Consider the following 23,923-nt stretch of genomic DNA (forward strand, 5'->3'; position numbering starts at 1 on the left):
GATCGAGCAGAGGGGACGAGCAGATGGCGCAGACCACCGTCGACGGCGTCGAGGGCGTGCAGGGGCTGGTCGGGCAGCACCTGGGCTACAGCGACTGGGTCACGATCACGCAGGAGCAGGTGCAGCAGTTCGCCGACGCGACCGGCGACCAGCAGTGGATCCACACCGACCCGGAGCGGGCCAAGGAGCACAGCCCCTTCGGTGGCCCGATCGCGCACGGCTACCTGACGCTGTCGCTGCTCCCGTCGCTGGTCCCGCAGATCGTCACGATCACCGGGTTCAGCATGGGCGTGAACTACGGCACCGAGAAGGTGCGGTTCCCCTCGCCGGTGCCCGTGGGCGCCCGCGTGCGGGCCGGCGCGACGATGGAGTCCGCCACCCCGTTCGCCGGCGGCATCGCGATGAATCTCGCTGTGACGATGGAGATCGAGGGCGGCAGCAAGCCGGCGATGGTCGCGACCGTCGTCTACCGCCGCTACGTCTGACGCCCGCTGGGATCAGGGACCCTGATCATCGAGCGTCCTCCCTCACCGTGGGACGTGAGGGAGGACGCTGCACGATCAGGGAACCTGATCCCGGACGGGAGTCCGGGGCTCAGTCGACGAGGGCCTGGTTGACCAGCTGGCGCAGGTAGTTGCGGAGCGGCAGGGTGCTCGAGGGCAGCAGCTGCGTGAAGAACTGCACCGTCACGTCCTCCACCGGGTCCACGTAGAACGCCGTGGACGCCGCCCCGCCCCAGCTGTAGTCGCCCGGGCTGGACAGCACGCCGTAGGCGGCCGGGTCCAGGACCATCGAGAAGCCCAGCCCGAAGCCGACGCCGCGCATCGGCGTCTCGGCGAACAGCGGCCGGCCGTAGGTCACCAGGTCCACGTTGCCGGGCAGGTGGTTGGTCCGCATCTGCCGGATCGTGCGCGGGCTGAGCAGCCGGCCGCCGTCGTAGGAGCCGCCGCGGCGGAGCATCTCGATGAACCGCAGGTAGTCACCGGCCGTGGAGACCAGTCCGCCGCCGCCGGACAGGAACTCCGGCTTGCGGTGCGCTCCGCGGTCCATGGCCTCGCTGAACGTCATCCCGGACGACGGCCCACCCGGCTTGCCCGGCGTCGCCAGGTACAGGCGGGCCAGCGACTCGGGGTCGTCCTCGGCGCGCAGGCCGAAGGAGGTGTCCCGCATGCCCAGCGGCGCGAAGATCCGGGACTCGAAGAACTCGTCCAGCGTCTGGCCCGAGATCACCTCGACGAGCCGGCCGAGGACGTCGGTGGAGACGCCGTAGTTCCACTCGCTGCCGGGCTGGAACACCAGCGGGGCCGATGCCCACTGGCGGCAGACCTCGGCGGAGTCGGCGCCGCGCGGGCTACCCCACTCGTGGCCCATGGCCCGGTAGATGGCGTCGACGGGGTGGGCGTGGTGGAAGCCGTAGGTGAGCCCGGAGGTGTGCGTCAGCAGGTGCCAGACCCGGATCGGCTCGATCTGCGGGACGGTCACCGGCTTCTGGGCCGAGCCCGCGACGTAGACCCGGGTCTCGGCGAACTCGGGCAGCCACTTGGTGATCGGGTCGGTGAGCTCGAAGGCCCCCTCCTCGTACAGCATCATCGCCGCGACCGAGGTGATGGGCTTGGTCATCGAGAAGATGCGCCAGCGGGTGTCGTCCTCGACCGGGAGGCCGGCGTCCATGTCGCGCAGGCCGCCGCGGCCGACGTGCACCAGCTTCCCGTGCCGGGCGACGGTGACCAGGAAGCCGGGGAGCTGCCCGTCGTCCACCCAGCGGGAGAGCCGCCGGTCGAGCCGCTCCAGCCGGCCGGCGTCGAAGCCGACCTCGGCCGGGTCGGTGCTGACGGTCAGATCACTGCCCACGTGGACCTCCGCTGCCCTGTGCGCCGTCCGCCGTCGGGCGGCGCCTGCACCCGCATCCTGGCCCATGGCACTGTGGCCCGGACCACACGGGTGCGGCGCGACGCCCGACGGCGACGGCAGAGCGCGTCGGTCAGCTGACCGGAACGGCGCTCGCGGCCTTCTTGAGGTTCGAGCCGGCGGTCACCTTGACGGTGTTCGCGGCCGCGATCTCGATCGTCTCGCCGGTCTGCGGGTTGCGGCCCGTGCGAGCGGAGCGCTGCGTGCGCTCGACGGTCAGCAGGCCGGAGACGGCGACCTTGTCGCCGCGGGTGATGGCGTCGACGAGCTCCTCCTGGAGACCGGCGAGGACGGCGTCCACGGTCGAGGCCGGCACGTCGGCGCGCTTGGCGATGGCGGAGACCAGTTCAGCCTTGTTCATCGAGCTTCCTTTCGTGAGGGACGGCGGAGTGCCCGGATTCGACACCCCGGCCGGCGCCCGGGGCGCGATCTGCGCCGGGGGCGGTCCGGATCCGCGCCGCGGAGGCGCGGGAGTCCGTGTCCGGCAGACGAGAGCCGGACCGGGGGGCACGCTGCCATGTCGGCCCGACAATTCGCCAGTGGGCGGCGATTTCCGGCCGCGAGATGGCTCCTGGGTCACACCCGCCACAGCGCAGATGACGTTCGGCACCCCTAGCGTGGGGCGCATGCCACAGCTTCCCGGGACCGACCTGACCGTGAGCGATCTCTGCCTGGGCGGCAACGTGTTCGGCTGGACCGCCGATGCCCCGACGTCCTTCGCCGTCCTCGACCGATTCCTCGACGCCGTGAGCCCGCAGCCGGCGTTCGTCGACACCGCGGAGATGTACGGCAACGGCGCTTCCGAGCAGATCCTCGGCGACTGGATGGCGGCCCGCGGTGTGCGCGACCGGGTGGTGGTGGCCACGAAGGCGTCACCGGGCAAGAAGGAGCACCCGCTGGCGGCGGGTGAGATCCAGGCGGCGGCCGAGCGGTCGCTGCGGTTGCTCCAGACCGATCGCATCGACCTCTACTACGCCCACTACGACGATGAGACGACGCCGCTGGAGGAGACGCTCACGGCGTTCGACGCGCTCGTGCAGGCCGGGAAGGTGCGCCACGTCGCGGCGTCGAACTACTCGGCGGCGCGGCTGACCGAGGCCCGCCAGACGGCCGAGCGGCTGGGCGTCGGCGGGTACGCGGCGCTGCAGATGCACTACAACCTGATGGAGCGCAGCGCCTTCGAGGGCGAGCTGCGCGACGCCGTGCAGGCGCAGGGGATCGGCACGCTGCCCTACTTCGGGCTGGCCAAGGGCTTCCTCACCGGGAAGTACCGGGCGGGTGAGCAGATCGACTCACCGCGCGCGAAGGGTGCGGCGGCGTACGTGGGGGAGCGCGGCGACCGGGTGCTCACCGCGCTGGGCGAGGTCGCCCGCGAGCACGGCGCACCCGTGCCGGCGGTGGCGCTCCGCTGGCTCGCCGACCAGCCCACCGTGGTGGCACCCATCGCGTCGGGCCGGACGGTCGAGCAGCTGGCCGACCTGCTGCCGATGCGCGACCTCGTGCTCACTGCGGAGCAGCACGAGCGGCTGGACGCGGCCAGCGCCGGGTAGCCCCGAGGACCCGGTGCCCCTCGCCGCCCGCGGGATCACGGCGGGCGGCGGGGGACCGGAGGCCTCGGTCAGACGGTGGTGATGAGGCTGCGCACCGTCGCCTGCAGCTCCGGGGTCACCTCGGTGATGCCGTGCTCGGCGGCGCCGTGCGGCATGCACTGGGCGAAGATCCCGTCCTCGTCGGCGGCGGTGAAGGTGGCGTTGCAGCCGGGGATGACGTCGCCGCAGGCGAAGCGCTTCATGGGTGGACTCCTTGTCGGTGGGCGGACGTGCGACCGGCCGTCGAGCGACCGGGGTCTGGAGGGGTCAGCGGCTCTTCCGGGCCGCGTCGATCAGGTCCTCGACGCGGAGGATCCCCAGGACGTGGCCGGTCGGGTCGGTGCACACCACCGGCTCCCACCGGTGGGCGGGCGCGCGGGTCAGGGCGCGCTCGAGCGTCTGCTGGATGTCGGTCGACGGGTGCACCCGCAGCGACACCGGTGCGGTGTAGACCTCCGCCGTCCGCGGGTCGCTGAGCAGCAGCCCGGCCGGCTCGCCGTGCTGACCGACCAGGACCGCGGGTGGCATGCCGGGAACGGTCTCGGTCTGGGCGCACTGGCGCACCGGGCGCAGCAGGCTGGCCACGCTCTCGGTGAGCCGGGCACGGGCCACCTGGCCGCGCACCAGCTGCGTCACCTCCGGTGCCAGCGGCGCGAAGGTGGGGCCGGGGCGGCCCAGCAGCCAGCCCTGGGCCAGCGGGACGCCGAGCTGGGCGAAGGCGGCCAGCTCGGCCGGGGTCTCGACGCCCTCGGCGAGCAGCCACGCGTCGATGCGGCCGGCGAACTCGCCGACCATCTCGGCCAGTGCCATGCGGACGGGGTCGGCGTCGGCGTCGGCCACCAGCGCGCGGTCGAGCTTGACCAGCTGCGGGCGCAGGGCGGCCATCTGCTGCAACCCCGAGTAGCCGCTGCCGGCGTCGTCGAGGGCGACGAGCGCGCCGCGCGCCCGGAGCGCGTCGGTCTGGCGCCGCAGGGCGTCCAGGTCGTCGACGGGCGTGTGCTCGGTCAGCTCGACGACGATGCGGTGCAGGTCGGGCCGGGTGGCCAGGGCGTCCTGGACAGGTGCGGTGCCGAGCAGGTGGGGACTGACGTTGACGGTGAGGAAGGTGTCGGTGGGCAGCTCCGGGACGACGGCGAGCGCCTTGTGGATGGCCAGCGCCTCCAGTTCGGCGGCGATCCCCGCCTGGGCCGCGGCGGCGAACCACACGTCGGGCCCGGCAGCGCCCGGGAAGCGGGCCAGCGCCTCGTAGCCGGCCACCGTGCCGGTCTCGAGGGCGACGATCGGCTGGAAGGCCAGCGTCAGGTCGTCCGGGTCGGCCAGCAGCGGACGGCAGTCCGGCAGGCGGGCCGTGCGTGTGCCGAGCATGCCCTGTCATCGGACGGAACGGCCCCGTCCTTGACCGGGGGCGTGCTGCGTCACCCATCGGGGGGTGCGCTCCCCGGGCCGTGGCCCGGGTCGGGTCGTCCGGACGCGGTGCCCCCGGCGTGCAAGCATGAATCCGGCAGCGCCTGTTCCGGTGCCGCCGGCCACGGCCAGGGGGGAGCTCGGGTGCCCGGCTCGCAGGTGACCGCCGCGGTCGAGGACGCCCTGACCGACCCGGTGCGCATCGCCGCGGCCCGCCGGCTGCTGTCGGAGGTCTCGGGGCCCGCCTCCTACGACCGGCTGTCCGGCCTGGCCGCCCGGCTGGTGGGCGCCGGCCACGCGAAGGTCACCCTGTTCACCGACGAGGACGTCGTCGTGGGCGGGCACGGCCTGCCGGCGGGCGTGGTCGGGGGTCCGGCGGTGCTCACCGGCCCCCTGTCGGCGATCGTCGTGGCCGGCGGCAGCCCGCTCGCCGTCCCCGATGCGCGGGCGGACGACCGTGTCGCCGGCCTGCCGGCGGTCACCTCGGGACACGTGGGCGCCTACCTCGGGTCACCGTTGACCACGGCGGCCGGGCACGTGGTCGGGGTGCTCGCCCTGTACGACGCCGAGCCGCGCCCGTGGACGGTCGACCAGGCCGAGCTGCTGCGGCAGCTGGCGAGCTCGGTGGTGGCCGAGCTGGAGCTCGCGGCCGCCAACGCCGCCGTCACGTCGTCCACCCGGCGCCTCGGGGTCGCCCTGGAGGCGAGCTCCGTCGGCATCTGGGAGGTGGACCTGCGGCGCGGCGAGATGGACTGGGACGAGCGCAGCGCCGCCATCTTCGGTCACCAGGGCGCGCTCCGTCTGCCCATGGACCTGCTCATGTCCGAGTACGTGCACCCCGACGACCGCGAGTCGGCCGAGCAGGTCATGCAGGAGGCCATCGAGGCCCGCGCGCAGTACACGGTGGAGCTGCGCATCGTGCGGCGCGGCGACGGCGTGCGCTGGATCGTGTGCCGGGGCCGGGTGCTCTCCGACGCCGACGGTGCACCCGAACGGATCCTCGGCACCGTCCTGGACGTGACCGACGCCCGGGACCAGGCCGAGTCGCGGCTGGTGGCGGTGCAGCGGACGGCCGCGATCGCCGCCGTGGCGGTGGAGGTGGCCAACGCCACGGGCATCGGCGAGCTCGCCGACATCACCCTGCGCGGCGCGGAGGTGCTGGGGGCGGTGTCCGGCGGCGTCGCCGTCCGCGAGCCCGGTGCGGAGGCGGCCCGGCTGTACCTGGGGCGCCGGGTCCTGGACGTCTTCCGGGACGGCGAGGCCGCGCTGCCCGAGGACGGCGTGCTCATCGCCCTCGACGACGCGCTGCCCACGCAGTACACCGCGCGCACGGGGGAGTCGGTCGTGCTGGGCGATCCGGACGAGGCCGTCGCCCGCTTCCCGGCCATGGCCCGGGTGATCGACATGCTGGGGCTGCGCGCCCTGGCGGCGCTGCCGCTCCTGGTCGAGGGGCGGGTGCTGGGCAGCTTCGTCGCGTACTGGACCACCGACCACCCGTTCGACACCGACGAGCTGCGCCTGCTCGAGGGGCTGACCGCGCAGATCGCGCTGAGCGTCTCCCGGCTCCGGGCCGACGCCGCCCGGGACAGCGCGGTGACCGCCATGACGGAGGCCAACCAGCGGCTCGAGCTGCTGGCCGAGGCCGGCCGCGTCCTGTCCGGCACGCTGGACACCGGCGAGCAGCTCCAGCGGCTCGCCTCGCTGGTCGTGCCCCGGCTGGGCGACTGGTGCTGGATCGTGAGCACCGACGACCACGGCCGCCTGCAGGAGACGGCCAGCGCGCACCGGGACCCCGCGCGCCGCGCGTTCGTGGCGGACTACGTGCAGCGCATGGTGCGGACGGTGACGCCGGAGGGTGCACCGCGGCGGGTCTTCCGCACGGGCCAGCCGCTGGTCGTGCGGGACCTGCCGCCCGAGCGGATCGCCGCGGTCCTCGCCGACCCCCAGGCGCAGGCGATGCTCACCGAGCTGGCGCCGTCGTCGGTGGCGGCCGTGCCCTTGACGATCCGCGGGCAGACCGTCGGCGTCCTCTGCCTGCTCAACGGTGCCGACCGGGGCGCGCACTCGCCTGCCGATGTCGAGACCGCCGTCGAGATCGGCCGGCGCGCCGGGATGGCGCTGCACCACGCCCGCCTCTACGGCCAGCAGCGGGCACTGGCCGACGCCCTGCAGCGCAGCATGCTCACCGAGCCGCCCGACATCCCGGACTGCGAGGTCGTGGTGCGGTACGTGCCGGCGGCGGCGGGCGCCGAGATCGGCGGCGACTGGTACGACGCCTTCCAGCAGCCCTCCGGCACGACCGTCCTCGCCATCGGCGACGTCGTCGGGCACGACACCCGCGCCGCCGCGGCGATGGGGCAGGTCCGCGGCCTGCTGCGCGGCATCAGCTACTCCAGCGGTGGCTCGCCGGCCGGGGTGCTGACCGAGCTCGACCGCGCGCTCGCCGGGCTGGCGCTGGAGACCATGGCGACGGCGCTGGTGGCCCACCTGGAGCCGCAGGAGGCCGGCGGCATGCGGCTGCGCTGGTCCAGCGCCGGCCACCCGCCGCCGGTCCTGCTCGACGCCGACGGCGAGGTGCGCCTGCTCGACGTCGCGGAGGCCGACCTGCTGCTCGGTGTCCAGCCCGGCTTCGTCCGCGAGGACCGGGCCGTCGCGCTCGCCCCGGGCGCCACGGTCCTGCTGTACACCGACGGGCTGGTCGAGCGGCGCGACCGCGACATCGACGCGGGCACCGAGGAGCTGCTGGCGGTGCTGCGCGAGTGCGCGGGCCTACCGCTGGACGAGGTGTGCGACCGGGTGCTGCGGCGGATGTTCCTGCCGGACGCCGAGGACGACGTCGCCGTCCTCGCCCTCCGCCTCGGCTGATCCGGGGGACGATCATCGGGTTGTTGCCGGTGTGCGCGGCGTGGCGGCGCGTGTCGGTGGCAACAACCCGATGATCGCGGGGGATCACTGGCCCGGGGGGACGTCCAGGTCGGTCGCGGTGCCCTCGACGGTGTCCTCGCCGTTCCGCGCACGCAGTTCGGCGTCCCGGGCGGCCATGGCCTCCTGGCGCCCGGGCTCCTCCTCCAGGATCGCCGCGGCCTTCCACGCGTCCGGGATGGCGAAGGCGTCGACCAGCGTGACCAGGTGCGGCCGCAGCTCCTTGAGCAGCCCGTTCACCGTCGAGGTCAGCGCCTTGGCCCGGGCCGGGGTGAGCTGGCCGTGCTCGAGGAACCAGGCCTTGTCCGCCTCGATGGTGGACAGCGCGTAGAGGTCGCAGACGCTGTCCAGGAGCTGCCTCGCGGCGGGGTCCGTCGTGCGGTCCACGCCCTCGACGAAGGCCTCGAGCACGACCCGGTCGATGTGCGTCTGGGCCGACTTCAGGACGTGGTCCTGGACGTCGTTGAACATGTCGAAGGGCGCCATGCCCTCGGTGGTGGAGTTCTTGCGGAGCCGGCGGATCGCGCCCTCCAGCGAGTGCTTCTCGCGGAACTCCAGCATCTTCAGCTGCCAGCCGCGCTCCAGCATCGGCACGTCGTCCACACCCGGGACGGCGTCCACGAGCCGGGCGATCAGCGCACGCGCCGCCGTCCGCTCCAGCACCGTCTCGCGGACCATGTCGGCGACGAAGCCCACCCGGCCCCAGCCGTCGAGCGAGCCGAAGTTGTCCCGGTAGCCGGTCAGCAGGCCCTTGGCGACCAGCTGCAGCAGGACGGTGTTGTCGCCCTCGAAGGTGGTGAAGACGTCGGTGTCGGCCTTGAGGTGCGGCAGCCGGTTCTCCTGGAGGTAGCCCGCACCCCCGCAGGCCTCGCGGCACATCTGGATGGTGGCGGTGGCGTGCGCGGTCTGGGCCACCTTGAGCCCGGCGGCGCGGGACTCCAGCTCGCGCTGGGCCTGCTCGTCGATCTCCTGGCCGTGCACGTGCACCGCCGTCTGGACGTCGTGCATCGTCGAGACGAGCTCGCCCTGCGCGAAGTGCAGCGCGTAGGTCTTGGCCAGCGCCGGCAGGAGCTTGCGCTGGTGCACGAGGTAGTCGTTGATGACGATCTCGCGGTCCTCGCCGGGGGCGGCGAACTGGCGGCGCACGTCGCCGTAGCGGACGGCGATGTCCAGGGCCAGCTTGGTCGCCGACCCGGCGGAGCCGCCGACGCTGACCCGGCCGCGCACCAGCGTGCCCAGCATGGTGAAGAAGCGCCGGGTCTCGTTCTCGATCGAGCTGGTGTAGGTGCCGTCCTCGGCGACCTGCCCGTAGCGGTCCAGCAGCATGTCGCGCGGCACGGTCACGTGGTCGAAGCTCAGCCGGCCGTTGTCCACGCCCGCGAGACCGGCCTTCGGGCCGTCGTCTCCGATGGTGACGCCCGGGCAGGGGGTGCCGTCCGCGTCGCGGATGGGCACCAGCCAGGCGTGCACGCCGTGGTTCTTCCCCTGGGTGATCAGCTGGGCGAAGACCACCGCCATCCGGCCGTCCTTGGCCGCGTTGCCGATGTAGTCCTTGCGCGCGGCCTGGTGCGGGGTGTGCAGGTCGAAGGTCTGCGTCCGCGGGTCGTAGGTGCACGTGGTGCGCAGCTGCTGGACGTCGGAGCCGTGGCCGGTCTCGGTCATCGCGAAGCAGCCGGGCAGGTCGAAGCTCATGACGTCGCGCAGGTACTTCTCGTGGTGGCGCCGGGTGCCCAGCAGCTGCAGGGCGCCGCCGAACAGGCCCCATTGGACGCCGGTCTTCACCATGATCGAGAGGTCGTTGAACGCGACCATCTCGATGGAGGTCACGGAGCCGCCGGAGTCGTCCTGGCCGCCGTACTCCTTGGGGAAGCCCAGGACGACGCGGCCGGAATCGGCCAGCTTCTTCGACATGCGGGTGACGCGGTCACGGGCCTCCTGCATGGTCTCCCCGTACACCGGCAGCATCTCCGGGTCGTCGAGGTTCTCGCGGGCGTCCCGGCGGACGTGCGCCCAGCGGCCGTCCAGGACCTCCTGGAGGACCTTGGGGTCGACCGAGGTGTTCGGGGTGCTCGTCACTTTCCCTCCAACGGGTGCGCGGGTGCCACGACGCCGGAGAGTCCGGCCCAGGCGAGATCGGTCAGGTGTGCGGCCAGTTCGGTGCGGAGCATGGGGCGGCCGGCCCGCAGCCACCAGTCGGCCGCCGACCGGACCATCCCCACCAGGCCGTGGCCCCATGCGTCGGCGGGGCCGGAGTCGCGGCCGGCCTGCTCGAGGGCGAGCGCCATGAGGGCCGCCGCCTGGTCGCCGACGAGGTCGGCCAGGTTGGCGATGGGGTCGGCGTCCTCGGCCGGGTGCTGGGAGACGACGAAGCGGTAGACCTCCGGCTCGGCCTCGAGGAAGGCGAGGTAGGTACCGATCGCGGCGGCGGTCATGCCGTGCGGGTCGGAGCTGCTGCGCATCGCCGTCCGCAGCTCGGCCAGCAGCCGCTCGGCGACCTCGGTGCAGACCGCCACGTAGAGCTGCGAGCGGTCGGCGAAGTGCCGGTAGACGGCCGTCTTGCTGGTGCCGGCCGCGGCGGCGATCTCGTCCATGCCGACGCCCGCGCCGTGCCGGGCGACGGCGGTGAGCGTCGCCTGGACGAGTTGTTCCCGGCGCGCGCGGCGGTGCTCGTCCCACCTCGAGTCGCGCCGGTCGCGTGCCTGGGTGACATTGCCGGAGGCCCGCGGGGCGCCCCCGAGGGACTGCGAGGAGCGTCTCACCGCCTCGGCTTTCATGTGATCAACAGTACCGCGTACTCTCAGTACCGGCCACTCACCCGACCCCCGGAGGTCCCCATGGCTGACACCGCGAAGCCGGCGACCCGCAAGGCGGCGATCGTCGGCGGGAACCGCATCCCGTTCGCCCGATCCAACTCCGCGTACGCGCAGGCGTCCAACCAGGACATGCTCACCGCGACCCTGGACGGGCTGGTCGCCCGGTTCGGGCTCCAGGGGGAGCAGGTGGGCGAGGTCGTCGCCGGCGCCGTCCTCAAGCACGCGCGTGACTTCAACCTGACCCGCGAGTCGGTGCTCGGCTCGACGCTGGCGGCCACGACGCCGGCCTACGACATCCAGCAGGCGTGCGGCACCGGGCTCGAGGCCGCGATCCTGGTGGCCAACAAGATCGCCCTCGGGCAGATCGAGTCGGGCATCGCCGGCGGCGTCGACACCACCTCCGACGCCCCGCTGGCCGTGGGCGACGACCTGCGCCGCGTGCTCATCTCGCTGAACAACGCCAAGACGCTCCAGCAGCGGCTCAAGGCGCTGGCGAAGATCCGCCCGGGCCAGCTCGTGCCGGACATGCCGCGCAACGCCGAGCCGCGCACCGGCCTGGCGATGGGCGACCACGCCGCGATCACCGCGAAGGAGTGGGAGATCGGCCGCGAGGAGCAGGACGAGCTCGCCGTCCGCTCGCACCAGAACATGGCCGCCGCCTACGACCGCGGCTTCTTCGACGACCTGGTGACGCCGTACCTGGGCCTGACCCGGGACAACAACCTGCGCCCCGACTCCAGCGTCGAGAAGCTGGCGAAGCTCAAGCCGGTCTTCGGCAAGGGCGAGGGCGCCACGATGACGGCGGGCAACTCGACCCCGCTGACCGACGGTGCCTCCGCGGTGCTGCTCGCCTCCGACGAGTGGGCCGAGGCCAAGGGGCTGCCGGTGCTGGCGCACCTGGTCGACGCGCAGACCGCTGCCGTCGACTACGTGCACGGCGGCGAGGGGCTGCTGATGGCCCCGGTCTACGCCGTCCCCGTGATGCTCGCGCGCAACGGCCTGACCCTGCAGGACTTCGACTTCTACGAGATCCACGAGGCCTTCGCCTCCACGGTGCTCTCGACGATGAAGGCCTGGCAGGACCCGGCGTTCTGCAAGGAGAAGCTGGGCCTCGACGCGCCGCTGGGCTCGATCGACCGGTCCAAGCTGAACGTCAACGGCTCCTCGCTGGCGGCCGGCCACCCGTTCGCCGCGACCGGCGGCCGGATCGTCGCCTCGCTGGCGAAGATGCTGCACGAGGCGGGCCCGGGCAAGCGCGGTCTGATCTCCATCTGCGCCGCCGGCGGCCAGGGCGTCGTCGCCATCCTCGAGTCCTGACCCAGACCCCCCCTCTCCTGCTTCTCCGCGGTAGAGCGCGCCGCTTCACCGCGGAGAAGCAGGGATCTCGGAAGGAACACCCCCGTGGCTGACTGGTACACCAACTTCGCGAACTCCGGCGTCGGCACCACCCTCACCAAGCAGCTCGGCCTGCCCCGGCCCGGCGTGCTCCGCCGCTACGAGCCCGGCGACCCGCTGCTCGAGGGGCCGGCGGTCGTCGGCTCGGCCGGGCAGGGCCGGCTGCGCGACACCGTCACGGGCGTCCTCCGCGACGCCGGGGTGACGGTGCTGTCACCCGTCGTCGCCGACGGCGATGCGAGCGGGGAGAAGCTCGGCGCGGTCGTCCTCGACGCCACCGGCGTGACCGGCCCGGCCGACCTCGCCGCGGCGCACGACTTCCTCGCCCCGGCGGTCAAGCGGCTGCGCGCCAACGGCCGCGTGGTGATCCTGACCGACCCGCCGGCCGACGCCGACTCCCCGGCGCAGGCCGCCGCCCGCCAGGCCGTCGACGGGCTGACCCGCTCGATCGGCAAGGAGCTGCGCGACGGCTCGACGGCCAACGCGATCTACGTGCCCGAGGGTGCCGAGTCGGGCGTCGCCGGGCCGCTGACCTTCTTCCTCTCCGGCCGCTCCGCCTACGTCGACGGGCAGGGCGTCACGCTCTCGGCCGCCGACGTGCCCGCCGCTCAGGACGCCGGGAAGCCGCTGGCCGGCAAGGTCGCCGTCGTCACGGGCGCGGCCCGGGGCATCGGCGCCTCGATCGCCGACGTCATGGCCCGGGACGGCGCGCACGTCGTGGCCGTGGACATCCCCGCGGCCGGCGACAGCCTGGCGGCGGTGGCCAACCGCATCGGCGGGACGGCGCTGCAGCTGGACATCACCGCTCCCGATGCCGCCCAGCGGCTCGTGGAGCACCTGCGCGAGCGGCACGGCGGCGTGGACGTCATCGTGCACAACGCCGGGATCACCCGCGACAAGCTGCTGGTCAACATGGACGCCGCCCGCTGGAACTCGGTCATGTCGGTGAACCTGCAGGCGCAGCTGGACATCACCCAGGCGCTGCTCGACGGCGACGTCCTCAACCCCGGCGCCCGCGTCGTCTGCGTCTCCTCGCAGTCGGGCATCGCCGGCAACCGCGGGCAGACCAACTACGCGGCGTCCAAGGCCGGCGTGATCGGCATGGTGCGCGCGTGGGCGCCCGCCTTCGCCGAGCGCGGCGCGACCATCAACGCCGTCGCCCCCGGCTTCATCGTCACCGAGATGACGGCGAAGATGCCGTTCGGCACCCGCGAGGTGGGGGCCCGGCTGAACTCGCTGAACCAGGGCGGGCTGCCGGTCGACGTCGCCGAGACGATCGCCTGGCTGTCGCAGCCGACCAGCGCCGGCGTCAACGGGCAGACCGTGCGGGTGTGCGGCCAGTCGCTCCTGGGCGCCTGATGGACGCCCCGCGGTCGGACGTCACGGTCCTGGAGGCCGCGCCCAACCTGGGTGCGCTGTACGCGAAGGCCGCCCTCACCGCCCGCGGGCGGGGCGGCGACCTGCCCGACACGCACCTGGCCCGGCACGGCGTGACCGTCGACCGCGACCACCTGGCCGCCTACGCCCGGGTGTGCCGGATGCCGCTGAGCGACGTCCTGCCGGCGACCTACCCGCACATGCTCACCTTCCCGCTGCAGATGGCGCTGATGACCGACCGCGCCTTCCCGCTGGGGATGGTCGGGCTGGTGCACGTGCGCAACCGCATCGAGGTGCTGCGCGCGGTCCGCGCCGACGAGGCGCTGGACCTCGAGGTGTGGGCCGAGCGCTTCGCCGCGCACCGCAGCGGCGCGACGGTCGACCTGTGCGCCACTGCGACGGCCGGCGGGCAGGAGGTCTGGCGCTCCCGCTCGACCTACCTGTCGCGGGGTGCGAAGGCGCCGGCGGGGGCGCCCGAGGCCGACGTCGACGTCGCCGTCGGCGCGCTGGAGCGCCCGGCGGCGACCTGGCGGGTGCCCGACGACGCCGGACGCCGCTATGCCAAGGTCTCCGGTGACGTGAACCCGATCCACCTGTCGGGTCTGACCGCGAAGGCACTGGGCTTCAAGCGGGCGATCGCGCACGGCATGTGGGTGAAGGCCCGGGTGCTGGGCGGGCTGGCCGGCCGGCTGCCCGAGGCGCTCGACGTCGACGTCGCCTTCCGGAAGCCGCTGTTCCTGCCCTCGACCGTCACGCTGTCCACCGCCGAGGTGGCCGGGGGCTGGGACGTGGCGGTCCGGAGTGCGACCAGCGGCACCGAGCACCTGGTCGGAACGATCCGCGCACTGTGAAGGACTGACCGACCCCCTCCTCCCACCCCTCGCAGGGGCGGGGCCCGGACGGGGCCGCCAGACATACCGGAAGAGAGAGGTTCCCCCAGATGGCCGTGTCGTTCGGACTCACCGAGGACCAGATCGAGCTGCAGAAGTGGGTGCACCAGTTCGCCGAGGACGTCGTGCGCCCCGCAGCCCACGAGTACGACGAGCGCGAGGAGACCCCGTGGGAGGTCATCCAGGAGGCCGCGAAGATCGGGCTCTACTCGATCGACTTCTTCGCCACGCAGTCCTTCGAGGAGTCCGGTCTCGGCATCCCCATCGCCATGGAGGAGCTCTTCTGGGGTGACGCCGGGATCGGCCTGGCGATCGTGGGCACCAGCCTCGCCGCGGCGTCGGTGAGCGCGAACGGCACCCCCGAGCAGGTCGGCCAGTGGGTGCCGGCCATGTTCGGCACCGAGGCCGAGCCGAAGCTCGCCGCGTTCTGCTCCTCGGAGCCCGACGCCGGCTCCGACGTCGGCGCGATGCGCACCCGCGCGGTCTACGACGAGAAGACCGACGAGTGGGTGCTCAACGGCACCAAGACGTGGGCGACCAACGGCGGCATCGCCGACATCCACGTGGTCAACGCCGTCGTCGACCCGGAGCTCAAGGCCCGCGGGCACGCCAGCTTCGTCGTCCCGCCGGGGACGCCGGGCCTCTCGCAGGGGCAGAAGTTCCTCAAGCACGGCATCCGCGCATCGCACACGGCCGAGGTCGTCCTCGAGGACTGCCGCATCCCCGCCGACTGCCTGCTCGGTGGCCGGGAGAAGCTCGACGAGCGCCTCGCCCGCGCCCGCGAGGGAGCGCGGACCGGCCGCACCCAGCCGTCGATGGCGACCTTCGAGCGCACCCGCCCGGCGGTGGGCGCCCAGGCCATCGGCGTCGCCCGCGCCGCCTACGACTACGCGCTGGAGTACGCGAAGCAGCGCGAGCAGTTCGGGCGCGCGATCATCGAGAACCAGTCGATCGCCTTCATGCTCGCCGACATGAAGACCTCCATCGACGCCGCCCGGCTGCTGGTGTGGCGGGCTGCGTGGATGGCCCGCAACGGCCAGCAGTTCACCGCCGCCGAAGGCTCGATGTCCAAGCTCGTCGCGGGGGAGACCGCCGTGCGGGTCACCGAGCAGGCGATGCAGATCCTCGGCGGCAACGGCTACACGCGCGACTACCCGGTCGAGCGGATGGCGCGCGACGCCAAGATCTACACGATCTTCGAGGGCACCTCGGAGATCCAGCGGCTGGTCATCGCCCGCACGATCTCGGGCGTCCACGTCCGCTGACCGCTCGTCCGGCCCGCGCCGTGCGGTGGCGGACCTCGGGGTACACCGCGAGGTCCGCTGCCGTATGGCGAGGTCCGTCTCGGTAAGCGGGGGTGGGCTCTCGCCGGACAGGTGAACGGGGGATGCCGCAGGGTTGAACTGCGCCGCACGAGCAGTGGACCGGTCCGTCCGCGGCGGTCCCGGATGCCGGGTCTCGGGCATGCTGGGGCCCGCGGCCGGGGCACCGTGCCCACGACGTCGAGGAGCAGAGGTGCGAGGTCCGGAGCCCGGAAGCTCGCAGTGGTGGCGCACCGCGGCCCGCGGGGTCGGCGAGCTGCTGGTCACCGCCGGACTGGTCCTGCTCCTGTTCGTCGTCTACGAGGTCTACGTGACCGACCTGCTGACAGCGCAGCGGCAGGACGAACTGGCCGAGGAACTGCGCGACGAGTGGCAATCCTCGGAACGGCGCGACGAGTGGGAATCGTCGCCCGACCCGGCGCCGGACGCGGTCCCTGCGGCGTCGGCGACGGTCCCCCCGGTCGAGGTCGGTGACCCGTTCGCCGTGCTGCGCATCCCGCGGCTGGGCGAGGACTACACCCGGGTGATCCTCGAGGGCACGGACGAGGAGCAGCTCTCCCAGGGCCCGGGCCACTACGTGGACTCCGCGATGCCGGGGGAGCCGGGCAACGTCGGGCTGGCCGGCCACCGGGTCGGCAAGGGCTCGCCGTTCCTCGAGCTGGACACGATGCGGCCCGGTGACCCGATCGTCGTGGAGACCGCCGACAGCTGGTTCGTCTACCGGGTGCTGGGCGACCCCGCGACCGGCGACGTCGACGCCGACCCGTCCGGCATCCCCGGGATGCACATCGTCAGCCCGTCCGCGGTGGAGGTCGTCTCGCCGACGCCGAACGCGGCCGCGGGCGCGCCGCCCTCGGGCGCCTACCTGACGCTCACCACCTGCCATCCCCGCTACTCCGCGCGGCAGCGGCTGATCATCCACGCGCGTCTCGACGGCGGTGCGCTCAGCAAGGCGCAGTACCCCGACGGCCCCGACGCCCTGTACGACCGCTGACCCGGAGGCCCGCATGTACGGCTGGATCTGGCGCCACCTCCCGGGCGGCACCGCGAGCAGGGCGGTGCTCTCGCTCGTCCTGCTGGCCGCGGTGGTCGCGCTGCTGCTGTTCGTCGTCTTCCCGTGGGTGGAGCCCCGGCTGCCGTTCAACGACGTCACCGTCGACTGATCCCCGGCTTCTCCGCGGAGAAGCCGCCTGCTTCTCCGGGACAAGCGGAACGCTCCCTCGGGTGGGGCGGGGCGTGATGTTGCGAGACGGCAACGATCGCCGTCAGGGCCGTCTTCGGGTGGCCGACCTGCGCGGACGGGTGAAAGGTCGAGGGCGGACGACGATCCTCGATGCACCTGGAGGCCCCCGTGCGCGCCATCCGACCCCTCGCGCTGGCTGCGACCGGCGCCCTCGCGCTGAGCGCCTGCGGTGGCGGCGAGTCCGTGGACACCGGCGGTGGCGGTGGTGACAACACGCTGGTCGCCGCCGTCAGCGCCCAGCCCGACCAGTTCGACCCGCACGTCACCACGGCGTACCCGAGCTTCCAGGTGCTGGAGAACGTCTACGACACCCTGGTGGTCCCGAGTGCTGAGGACCTCACCTTCGAGCCGAGCCTCGCCGAGTCGTGGGAGACCAGCGAGGACGGGCTCACCTGGACCTTCACGCTGCGCGACGACGTCACGTTCCACGACGGCAGCGAGTTCGACTCCGCGGACGTCGTCTACTCCTACAACCGGATCATCGACGAGGAGCTGAGCAACGCCTTCCGGTTCCAGAACGTCGAGTCGGTCGAGGCAGACGGCCCGCAGACCGTCGTCATCACCCTCTCCCAGCCGACGCCGAACCTGCTCGAGCGGATCGGCTCGTTCAAGGGCATGGCGATCCTGCCGGAGAACGCCGCCGAGGACCTGGACCTGACCACCGAGGCCAACGGCACCGGCCCCTTCGAGCTGGAGAGCTCCGACGCCAGCAGCACCGTCCTCACCGCCTACGAGGACTACTGGGGCGGGGAACCCAGCGTCGACGGCGTCGAGTTCCGCTACATCACCGAGCCGGCCGCGGCGCTGACGGCGCTGCAGAACGGCGAGGTGCAGTGGACCGACAACGTCCCGCCGCAGCGGATCGAGTCCCTGGCCGGCGACGACTCCGTGGAGCTGCAGACGACGCCCAGCGTCGACTACTGGTACATGTCCATGAACTACGACCGCCCGCCGTTCGACAACCCTGACGTGCGGCGCGCGATCTCCTACGGGGTCGACCGCGAGGCCGTGGCGGAGGCCGCCTGGTTCGGCGCGGCCCAGCCGAACCAGACCGCGATCCCCGAGGACAGCTTCTTCCACTACGACTACGCCCCGTTCGAGCGCGACGTCGACCAGGCCCGGCAGCTGCTCCAGCAGGCGGGCGTGACGACCCCGCTGACCATGGGCCTGATGGTCACCGACGAGTTCCCGGAGACGGTCACCGCCGCCCAGGTCATCGCCAGCCAGCTGGACGAGATCGGCATCGACGTGCAGATCGAGACGCTGGACTTCGCCACCTGGCTGGACCGCCAGGGCGAGGGTGAGTACGACGCCTTCTACCTGGGGTGGCTGGGCAACCTCGACCCCGCGGCCTACTACCAGGAGCAGCACCAGACCGACGGGCCGAACAACTACCAGGGCTACAGCAACCCGGAGGTCGACGCGCTGCTGCAGCAGGGCGCGACGGAGACCGACGACGAGGCCCGCAAGGAGATCTACGACCAGGCGGCGAAGATCATCGTCGACGACGTGTCCTACCTCTACCTCTACAACCCCGACGTCGTGCAGGCCTGGGACCCGGAGCTGTCCGGCTACCAGATCCGCGCGGACAAGGCGATCAACTTCGAGAACGTGGAGCTGCCCTGACCGGGTACCTCCTCCGCCGCGCCGGTCAGTCGGTGGTGGTGCTGGCGGGGGTCAGCGTCATCGTCTTCGCCCTGGTGCACCTCGTACCGGGTGATCCGGTGCGGCTCTCGCTGGGCACCCGCTTCTCGCAGGAGACCTACGACACCCTGCGGGAGCGGTCCGGCCTGGACCTGCCGCTGATCCAGCAGTTCTTCACCTGGCTGGGCGGGGCGATCACCGGCGATCTGGGGGTCAGCTTCCGCAGCGGGGAGACCGTCACCTCGCTGATCGCCGAGCGCCTGCCCGCCACGCTCACCCTCGCCTTCGCCTCGATCCTCGTGGCGCTGCTGATCGCGATCCCCCTGGGCACGATCTCCGCACTCCGGCCCCGATCGCTGGTCGACCGGTTCGCCACGGTGATCAGCCAGTTCGGCATCTCGGTGCCCGACTTCTGGATGGCGATCGTGCTGATCCTGGTGTTCGCCGGGACGCTGGGCTGGCTGCCGACGGGTGGGTACGTGCCGCTCAGCGACGACCCGCTGGGCTGGCTGCAGCGGCTGGTCATGCCGGCGGTGGTGACCGGCACGGTGTCGGGTGCGGTGATCACCCGGTTCGTGCGGTCCAGCGTCCTGGAGGCGATCGGGGCGGACCACGTGCGGACGGCGCAGGCCAAGGGACTGCCGCAGCGGCAGGTGTTCACCTGGCACGTGCTGCGCAACGCGCTGCTGCCGCTGGTCACGGTCACCGGCGTGCAACTGGCCTACCTGCTGTCCGGCGTCGTCGTCGTGGAGATCGTCTTCGCCTGGCCGGGCCTGGGGCAGCTGGCGCTGCAGTCGGTCGAGGCCCGCGACTACCCGGTCCTGCAGGGCGCGATCCTGCTGTTCGCCGTCGTCTTCCTGGTCATCAACCTGGTCGTGGACCTGCTCTACACCGCCATCGACCCGCGGATCCGGCGATGACGCGCACCCGGGGCCTGCCGCCGGTCACTCCCAACCGGGGCCTGCTGCCGGTGACTCCCAGCCGAGGCCTGCTGCCATGACCGGCGCGCCAGTGCCCCCGCCGGACTCCCCGGTCGCCGGTCAGGGCGACGCGAAGGACACCTCTCCGGGACCGACGACCCTGCGCCCGGCCCGCCCGCGGTGGCGGGAGACGCTGAGCCTGCTGGCGCGCAACCCGACGGCCGCCGTCGCCGGCGTGGTGCTCATCGGCATCATCCTGATGTCGTTCTTCGACGAGGCGCTCGCGCCGCAGGGACCGAACGAGACCTCCGTCGAGGACCGGCTGCAGCCGCCGAGCTGGTCGCACCCGTTCGGCACCGACGACATCGGCCGGGACATCCTCAGCCGCGTGATCCTCGGCGCCGCCGTCTCGCTCCGGGTGGGCTTCCTCGCGGTCGGCATCGCGCTGCTGATCGGCACGCTCATCGGCCTGCTCGCGGGCTACTACGGCCGGTGGGTCGACGACGTCCTCATGCGGATCATGGACATGCTCTTCGCCTTCCCGGCGGTGCTCCTGGCCATCGCCATCCTCGCCGTCCGCGGGGCCGGCTCGGGCAACACCGCGCTGGCGATCGGCATCGTCTACATCCCGATCTTCGCGCGGGTGACGCGGGCCAGCGTCCTCGGCGTCCGCGAGGAGGTCTACGTGCGGGCGTCCCGCTCGGTGGGCGCCTCGGACTTCCGGCTGCTCACCCGGCACGTGCTGCCCAACGCCGCGCCGCCGATCATCGTGCAGACCTCGATCAGCCTGGCCTTCGCGGTGCTGGCCGAGGCGGCGCTCTCCTTCCTCGGCCTGGGCACGCAGCCACCCAACCCGTCCTGGGGGCGGATGCTCGCCGAGGGGCGCGGGTTCATCCAGGACGCCTGGTGGCTGGCCTTCTTCCCCGGGATGGCGATCTTCCTGACCGTGCTCTGCTTCAACCTGCTCGGGGACGGGCTCCGGGACGTCCTCGACCCACGCCAGCGCACGCTCATGGCCGGGAGTGGGCGATGACGGGATCGACGGCGCCGGTGCTGGAGGTCGAGGACCTGCGGGTCCGGCTGCGCACCCCGCGCGGCCCGGCCGACGTCGTGAACGGGCTGTCCTACAGCGTCGGCCCCGGCGAGACCGTGGCCGTGGTGGGGGAGTCGGGCAGCGGCAAGAGCGTCTCGGTGCTGGCCCTGCTGGGGCTCCTGCCGGCGCGGGTGGCGACGGTGACCGGGCGGGCGCTGCTGCAGGGCGAGGACCTGCTCACCATGAAGCCGGAGCGGCTGCGGCAGGTCCGCGGACCGGGCGCCGGCATGGTGTTCCAGGACCCGATGACCTCGCTCAACCCGGTGCTCACCGTCGGCCGGCAGCTGGTCGAGGGCATCCGTGCGCACAGCGACATGGACAAGGCCGCCGCCCGGCGCAGGGCGGCCGACCTGCTCGGTGAGGTGGGGCTGCCCGACCCCGTCGGTGCGCTGGACCGCTATCCGCACGAGCTCTCCGGGGGCATGCGGCAGCGGGTGATCATCGCGATCGCGCTGTCGAACTCCCCGGCGCTGCTCATCGCCGACGAGGCGACGACGGCGCTGGACGTCACCGTGCAGGCGCAGATCATCGACCTGGTCGCGAAGCTGCAGGAGGAGCACGGCACCGGGGTCATCTGGATCACCCACGACCTCGGGGTGGTCGCGGGGATCGCCGACCGGGTGCTGGTCATGTACGGCGGGCGGTGCGTCGAGGACGGCACGGTCGACGACGTCCTGGAGAACCCGTCGCACCCCTACACGCGCGGGCTGCTGGGCGCGCTGCCCGACCTGGCGCAGCCGGCCGTCGACGGCGTCGTCCCCGACCTGGCCACGGTGCCCGGTGTGCCGCCTGCCCCGACCGACCTGCCGGAGGGCTGCGTGTTCTGGCCGCGCTGCCCGGTGCGCGGCGACGCCCGCTGCGAGACCGAGCAGCCGCCGCTGGCGGTCATCGGGTCGGCGGACGTGGCCCTGCCGCACCGCGCCGCCACCTGGTGCACGGAGGGCGCGCCCGGCTCCGGGAGCACGGCCGCTCGCCTGGCTCCCCACGCGGGAGGAGGCCCGCGATGAGCGACGACGTCCTCGTCTCCGCCCGCGGACTGGAGGTGCACTTCCCGGTCGGGGGAGGCGGGTTCCGCAAGACGCCCACCGGGGTGCTGCGCGCCGTGGACGGCGTGGATCTGGACATCCTCCGCGGGGAGACGCTGGGCCTGGTGGGCGAGTCCGGCTGCGGGAAGTCGACGCTGGGCAACGCGCTGCTCCGGCTGGTGCCCTCGACCGGCGGCACCATCAGCTTCGACGGCACCGACATCACCGGGCTGCAGGGGCGCCGGCTCAAGGAGCTGCGCCGCCGGGCCGGCATGGTCTTCCAGGACCCGTTCGCCTCCCTGGACCCCCGCCGCACGGTCGCCCAGACGGTGAGCGAGCCACTCGAGGTGCACGGGCTCCGCACGGGCCGCGACAAGGTCGCCCGCGTGGCCGAGCTGCTCGAGCTGGTGGGGCTGGACCCGGCCGTCGCGGGCCGGTACCCGCACGAGTTCTCCGGCGGTCAGCGCCAGCGCGTCGGCATCGCCCGGGCGCTGGCCGGGGAGCCGGACTTCCTGGTCTGCGACGAGGCGATCGCCTCCCTGGACGTCAGCGTGCAGGCGCAGGTGCTCAACCTGCTGCGCCGGCTGCAGCGGCAGCTCGGGCTCACGCTGCTGTTCATCTCGCACGACCTCTCGGCGGTGCGGCACATCTCGGACCGGATCGCGGTCATGTACCTGGGCCGCGTGGTGGAGATCGGCCCGGCGGACGCGGTCGGCACGGATCCGCAGATGCCCTACACGCAGGCGCTGCTCTCCGCGGTGCCGCTGCCGCACCCGAAGCTCGAACGGCAGCGCAAGCGGATCGTGCTCACCGGCGACGTCCCCTCACCGGCCGCCGTCCCCAGTGGCTGCCGCTTCCGGACCCGGTGCCCGTACGTGTTCGAGCCCTGCGACGACGTCGATCCCGCGCTGCAGCCCGTCGGGGCGCCCGGCCAGCAGGCGGCGTGCCACCTGCACGGCGTCGTCGGCACCCCGGCGACCGCCCCGGAGGGCGTCACCGCCGAGTCCTGAACGACGTCCTCCCTCACCGCCGAGCGTCCTCCCTCACCGCCCACCGTGAGGGAGGAGGCGCCATGATCAGGTCACCTGATCATGGCGGCGCGGGGGTCAGGCGGCGGCGCTCACCAACCGGGGCCGGGCGGCGGCGAGCCCCACGACCAGCTGGAGGACGACGGCGGTGAGCATGAGCGCCAGCCCCGGCTCCCACGCCCCGGTGGCGTCGTGCAGCAGGCCCACGCCCAGCGGGCCGGTCGCGGCGAGCAGGTAGCCGACGCTCTGCGCGGTGGCCGACAGCCGGCCGGTCTGCGCGACGTCGCGGCTGCGGGCGACGATCAGCATCATCGACAGCGGGAACGCCGTGCCGCTGCCCAGCCCGTAGAGCACCGCCCACAGCAGCGGCGCCGAGGCCGGGGCGACCAGCAGCCCGAGGATCGCCACCACCACGGGCAGGGTGCCCAGCAGCACCCACGGCTGCTGGCCGGGGCGGCGGCCGGACAGCCCCGGGACGACGAGGGCCAGCGGCACCGCCAGCCCGGTGGCGACGGCGAGCAGCCCGCCGGCCGCGACGGGGGAGACGCCGGACTCCGCCTCCAGCACGTCGGCCAGCCAGGTGAGCATCGCGTAGAACGACAGCGACTGGAACCCGAAGAACAGGGTGACCGCCAGCGCCACCGGATCGCGCAGCATCCCGGTGCGGGCGCCGGACGGGGCGGCCTCGGGCCGCGGGACGCCGCGCCGCGCGCGGGCCAGTGCTCCCATCGCCAGCAGCGCGACCAGCACGAGCACGCCCCACAGCAGCAGGCCCGCGACGGCGCTGCCGGCGGCGTCGGACAGCGGCCGGGCCAGCCCCGCGCCGATGCTGGCCGAGCCCGACATCGCGGCGGTGATCAGCCCGAGGACGACGGCGGCCCGCGCCCCGTACTCGGCCCGGGCGACGGCGGGCAGGAGCACGTTGCCCACCGCGATGCCGCCGCTGAGCAGCACGGTGCCGGCGAACAGGCCCGGTGCCCCGGCGACCCGGAGCAGCACGCCCGCGGCGATCAGCGCGACCCCGGCGAGCACGGCGCCGTGCACGCCCCAGCGGGCGGCCAGCGCCGGCGCGAACGGCGACACCAGCCCGAAGCAGACCAGCGGCAGCGCGGTGACGACGGCCAGGGAGCCGGTGGACAGACCGAGCTCGTCCCCCAGCTGGCCGAGCAGCGGGCCGACGGCGGCGAAGGGCGCGCGCAGGCACAGCGCGACGAGGACGAGCGCCACGGCCGGGGCCGCGATCCACCACCGGCGCCTCGTGGTCCCTCCCTGGCCGGCATCCGCCGAGAGCCCCTGCGACACGTTCCCCCCGCTCCGCCGCACGGCGCGCGGCGTCCGTCATTGTCGGTG

The 23,923-nt window shown here is 73.3% G+C and carries 20 protein-coding genes and 2 pseudogenes; 15 read left to right on the forward strand and 7 right to left on the reverse strand.

Annotated features, from left to right (window positions below):
• Positions 1-23: 23 nt before the first annotated feature.
• A complete protein-coding gene (locus ACI793_RS00400; protein WP_311347146.1) occupies positions 24-485 on the forward strand; it encodes a MaoC family dehydratase in 462 nt (153 codons plus the stop codon).
• A 109-nt stretch (positions 486-594) separates the two neighbouring features.
• Here the strand turns inward: ACI793_RS00400 and ACI793_RS00405 are convergent, their stop codons facing one another.
• Together ACI793_RS00405 and ACI793_RS00410 are read right to left on the reverse strand one after the other, a co-directional pair.
• Complete coding sequence (locus tag ACI793_RS00405) at positions 595-1,851, reverse strand: serine hydrolase domain-containing protein (RefSeq protein ID WP_456604396.1); 1,257 nt, start codon at positions 1,849-1,851, stop codon at positions 595-597.
• Positions 1,852-1,981: 130 nt separating this feature from the next.
• Positions 1,982-2,269 carry an HU family DNA-binding protein gene (locus ACI793_RS00410; protein WP_311346105.1) on the reverse strand — a complete coding sequence of 96 codons (288 nt, stop codon included), beginning with the start codon at positions 2,267-2,269 and terminating at the stop codon, positions 1,982-1,984.
• Between the two features lie 265 nt (positions 2,270-2,534).
• Between ACI793_RS00410 and ACI793_RS00415 the strand changes: the two genes are divergently transcribed.
• Positions 2,535-3,458: an aldo/keto reductase gene (locus ACI793_RS00415; protein ID WP_456604397.1), complete on the forward strand. Its 924-nt coding sequence runs from the start codon at positions 2,535-2,537 to the stop codon at positions 3,456-3,458.
• Positions 3,459-3,526: 68 nt separating this feature from the next.
• On the opposite strand, the gene ACI793_RS00420 is transcribed toward ACI793_RS00415, so the two are convergent.
• Both ACI793_RS00420 and ACI793_RS00425 read right to left on the reverse strand, forming a co-directional pair.
• The gene (locus tag ACI793_RS00420) at positions 3,527-3,700 is read right to left on the reverse strand and encodes a DUF1059 domain-containing protein (RefSeq protein ID WP_456604398.1); all 174 of its coding nucleotides are present in this window, start codon (positions 3,698-3,700) and stop codon (positions 3,527-3,529) included.
• Positions 3,701-3,764: 64 nt separating this feature from the next.
• The gene (locus tag ACI793_RS00425) at positions 3,765-4,862 is read right to left on the reverse strand and encodes an EAL domain-containing protein (RefSeq protein WP_456604399.1); all 1,098 of its coding nucleotides are present in this window, start codon (positions 4,860-4,862) and stop codon (positions 3,765-3,767) included.
• Between the two features lie 183 nt (positions 4,863-5,045).
• Here ACI793_RS00425 and ACI793_RS00430 point away from each other — a divergent pair, with 183 nt between their 5' ends.
• A complete protein-coding gene (locus ACI793_RS00430) occupies positions 5,046-7,766 on the forward strand; it encodes a SpoIIE family protein phosphatase (protein WP_456604400.1) in 2,721 nt (906 codons plus the stop codon).
• An 84-nt stretch (positions 7,767-7,850) separates the two neighbouring features.
• On the opposite strand, the gene ACI793_RS00435 is transcribed toward ACI793_RS00430, so the two are convergent.
• Together ACI793_RS00435 and ACI793_RS00440 are read right to left on the reverse strand one after the other, a co-directional pair.
• The gene (locus tag ACI793_RS00435) at positions 7,851-9,899 is read right to left on the reverse strand and encodes an acyl-CoA dehydrogenase family protein (protein WP_456604401.1); all 2,049 of its coding nucleotides are present in this window, start codon (positions 9,897-9,899) and stop codon (positions 7,851-7,853) included.
• Complete coding sequence (locus ACI793_RS00440; protein WP_456604402.1) at positions 9,896-10,597, reverse strand: TetR family transcriptional regulator; 702 nt, start codon at positions 10,595-10,597, stop codon at positions 9,896-9,898. The genes ACI793_RS00435 and ACI793_RS00440 overlap by 4 nt, the downstream gene beginning before the upstream one ends.
• 60 nt (positions 10,598-10,657) lie before the next feature.
• Between ACI793_RS00440 and ACI793_RS00445 the strand changes: the two genes are divergently transcribed.
• From ACI793_RS00445 to ACI793_RS00500, 12 genes and pseudogenes are all read left to right on the forward strand, one after another.
• Positions 10,658-11,953 (forward strand): acetyl-CoA C-acetyltransferase, encoded by a 1,296-nt coding sequence (locus ACI793_RS00445; protein WP_456604403.1) that lies wholly within the window; start codon positions 10,658-10,660, stop codon positions 11,951-11,953.
• Between the two features lie 84 nt (positions 11,954-12,037).
• Positions 12,038-13,390 (forward strand): 3-oxoacyl-ACP reductase, encoded by a 1,353-nt coding sequence (locus ACI793_RS00450; RefSeq protein ID WP_456604404.1) that lies wholly within the window; start codon positions 12,038-12,040, stop codon positions 13,388-13,390.
• On the forward strand, positions 13,390-14,259 hold the full coding sequence (locus ACI793_RS00455; protein WP_456604405.1) for a MaoC family dehydratase: 870 nt from the start codon (positions 13,390-13,392) through the stop codon (positions 14,257-14,259). Before ACI793_RS00450 ends, ACI793_RS00455 begins: the two co-directional genes overlap by 1 nt.
• Positions 14,260-14,348: 89 nt before the next feature.
• A pseudogene (locus ACI793_RS00460) lies at positions 14,349-14,681 on the forward strand (acyl-CoA dehydrogenase family protein); the annotation flags it as partial.
• 99 nt (positions 14,682-14,780) lie between these two features.
• A pseudogene (locus ACI793_RS00465) lies at positions 14,781-15,563 on the forward strand (acyl-CoA dehydrogenase family protein); the annotation flags it as partial.
• A gap of 250 nt (positions 15,564-15,813) precedes the next feature.
• Positions 15,814-16,614: a class E sortase gene (locus ACI793_RS00470; RefSeq protein WP_456604406.1), complete on the forward strand. Its 801-nt coding sequence runs from the start codon at positions 15,814-15,816 to the stop codon at positions 16,612-16,614.
• Positions 16,615-16,627: 13 nt separating this feature from the next.
• Entirely contained in the window at positions 16,628-16,783 is a 156-nt protein-coding gene (locus ACI793_RS00475) for a hypothetical protein (protein ID WP_456604407.1), read from the forward strand.
• A 188-nt stretch (positions 16,784-16,971) separates the two neighbouring features.
• Positions 16,972-18,489, forward strand: coding sequence for an ABC transporter substrate-binding protein (locus ACI793_RS00480; protein ID WP_456604408.1), 1,518 nt, complete (start codon positions 16,972-16,974; stop codon positions 18,487-18,489).
• Complete coding sequence (locus tag ACI793_RS00485) at positions 18,486-19,427, forward strand: ABC transporter permease (protein ID WP_456604783.1); 942 nt, start codon at positions 18,486-18,488, stop codon at positions 19,425-19,427. Before ACI793_RS00480 ends, ACI793_RS00485 begins: the two co-directional genes overlap by 4 nt.
• A 76-nt stretch (positions 19,428-19,503) precedes the next feature.
• Complete coding sequence (locus ACI793_RS00490; RefSeq protein ID WP_456604409.1) at positions 19,504-20,460, forward strand: ABC transporter permease; 957 nt, start codon at positions 19,504-19,506, stop codon at positions 20,458-20,460.
• On the forward strand, positions 20,457-21,527 hold the full coding sequence (locus ACI793_RS00495; RefSeq protein WP_456604410.1) for an ABC transporter ATP-binding protein: 1,071 nt from the start codon (positions 20,457-20,459) through the stop codon (positions 21,525-21,527). Before ACI793_RS00490 ends, ACI793_RS00495 begins: the two co-directional genes overlap by 4 nt.
• On the forward strand, positions 21,524-22,555 hold the full coding sequence (locus ACI793_RS00500; protein ID WP_456604411.1) for an ABC transporter ATP-binding protein: 1,032 nt from the start codon (positions 21,524-21,526) through the stop codon (positions 22,553-22,555). The genes ACI793_RS00495 and ACI793_RS00500 overlap by 4 nt, the downstream gene beginning before the upstream one ends.
• Before the next feature lie 96 nt (positions 22,556-22,651).
• On the opposite strand, the gene ACI793_RS00505 is transcribed toward ACI793_RS00500, so the two are convergent.
• Positions 22,652-23,800, reverse strand: a complete 1,149-nt coding sequence (locus ACI793_RS00505; protein WP_456604412.1) for an MFS transporter — start codon at positions 23,798-23,800, stop codon at positions 22,652-22,654.
• Positions 23,801-23,923 lie beyond the last annotated feature (123 nt).

The organism is Blastococcus sp. SYSU DS0617 (assembly GCF_054051075.1).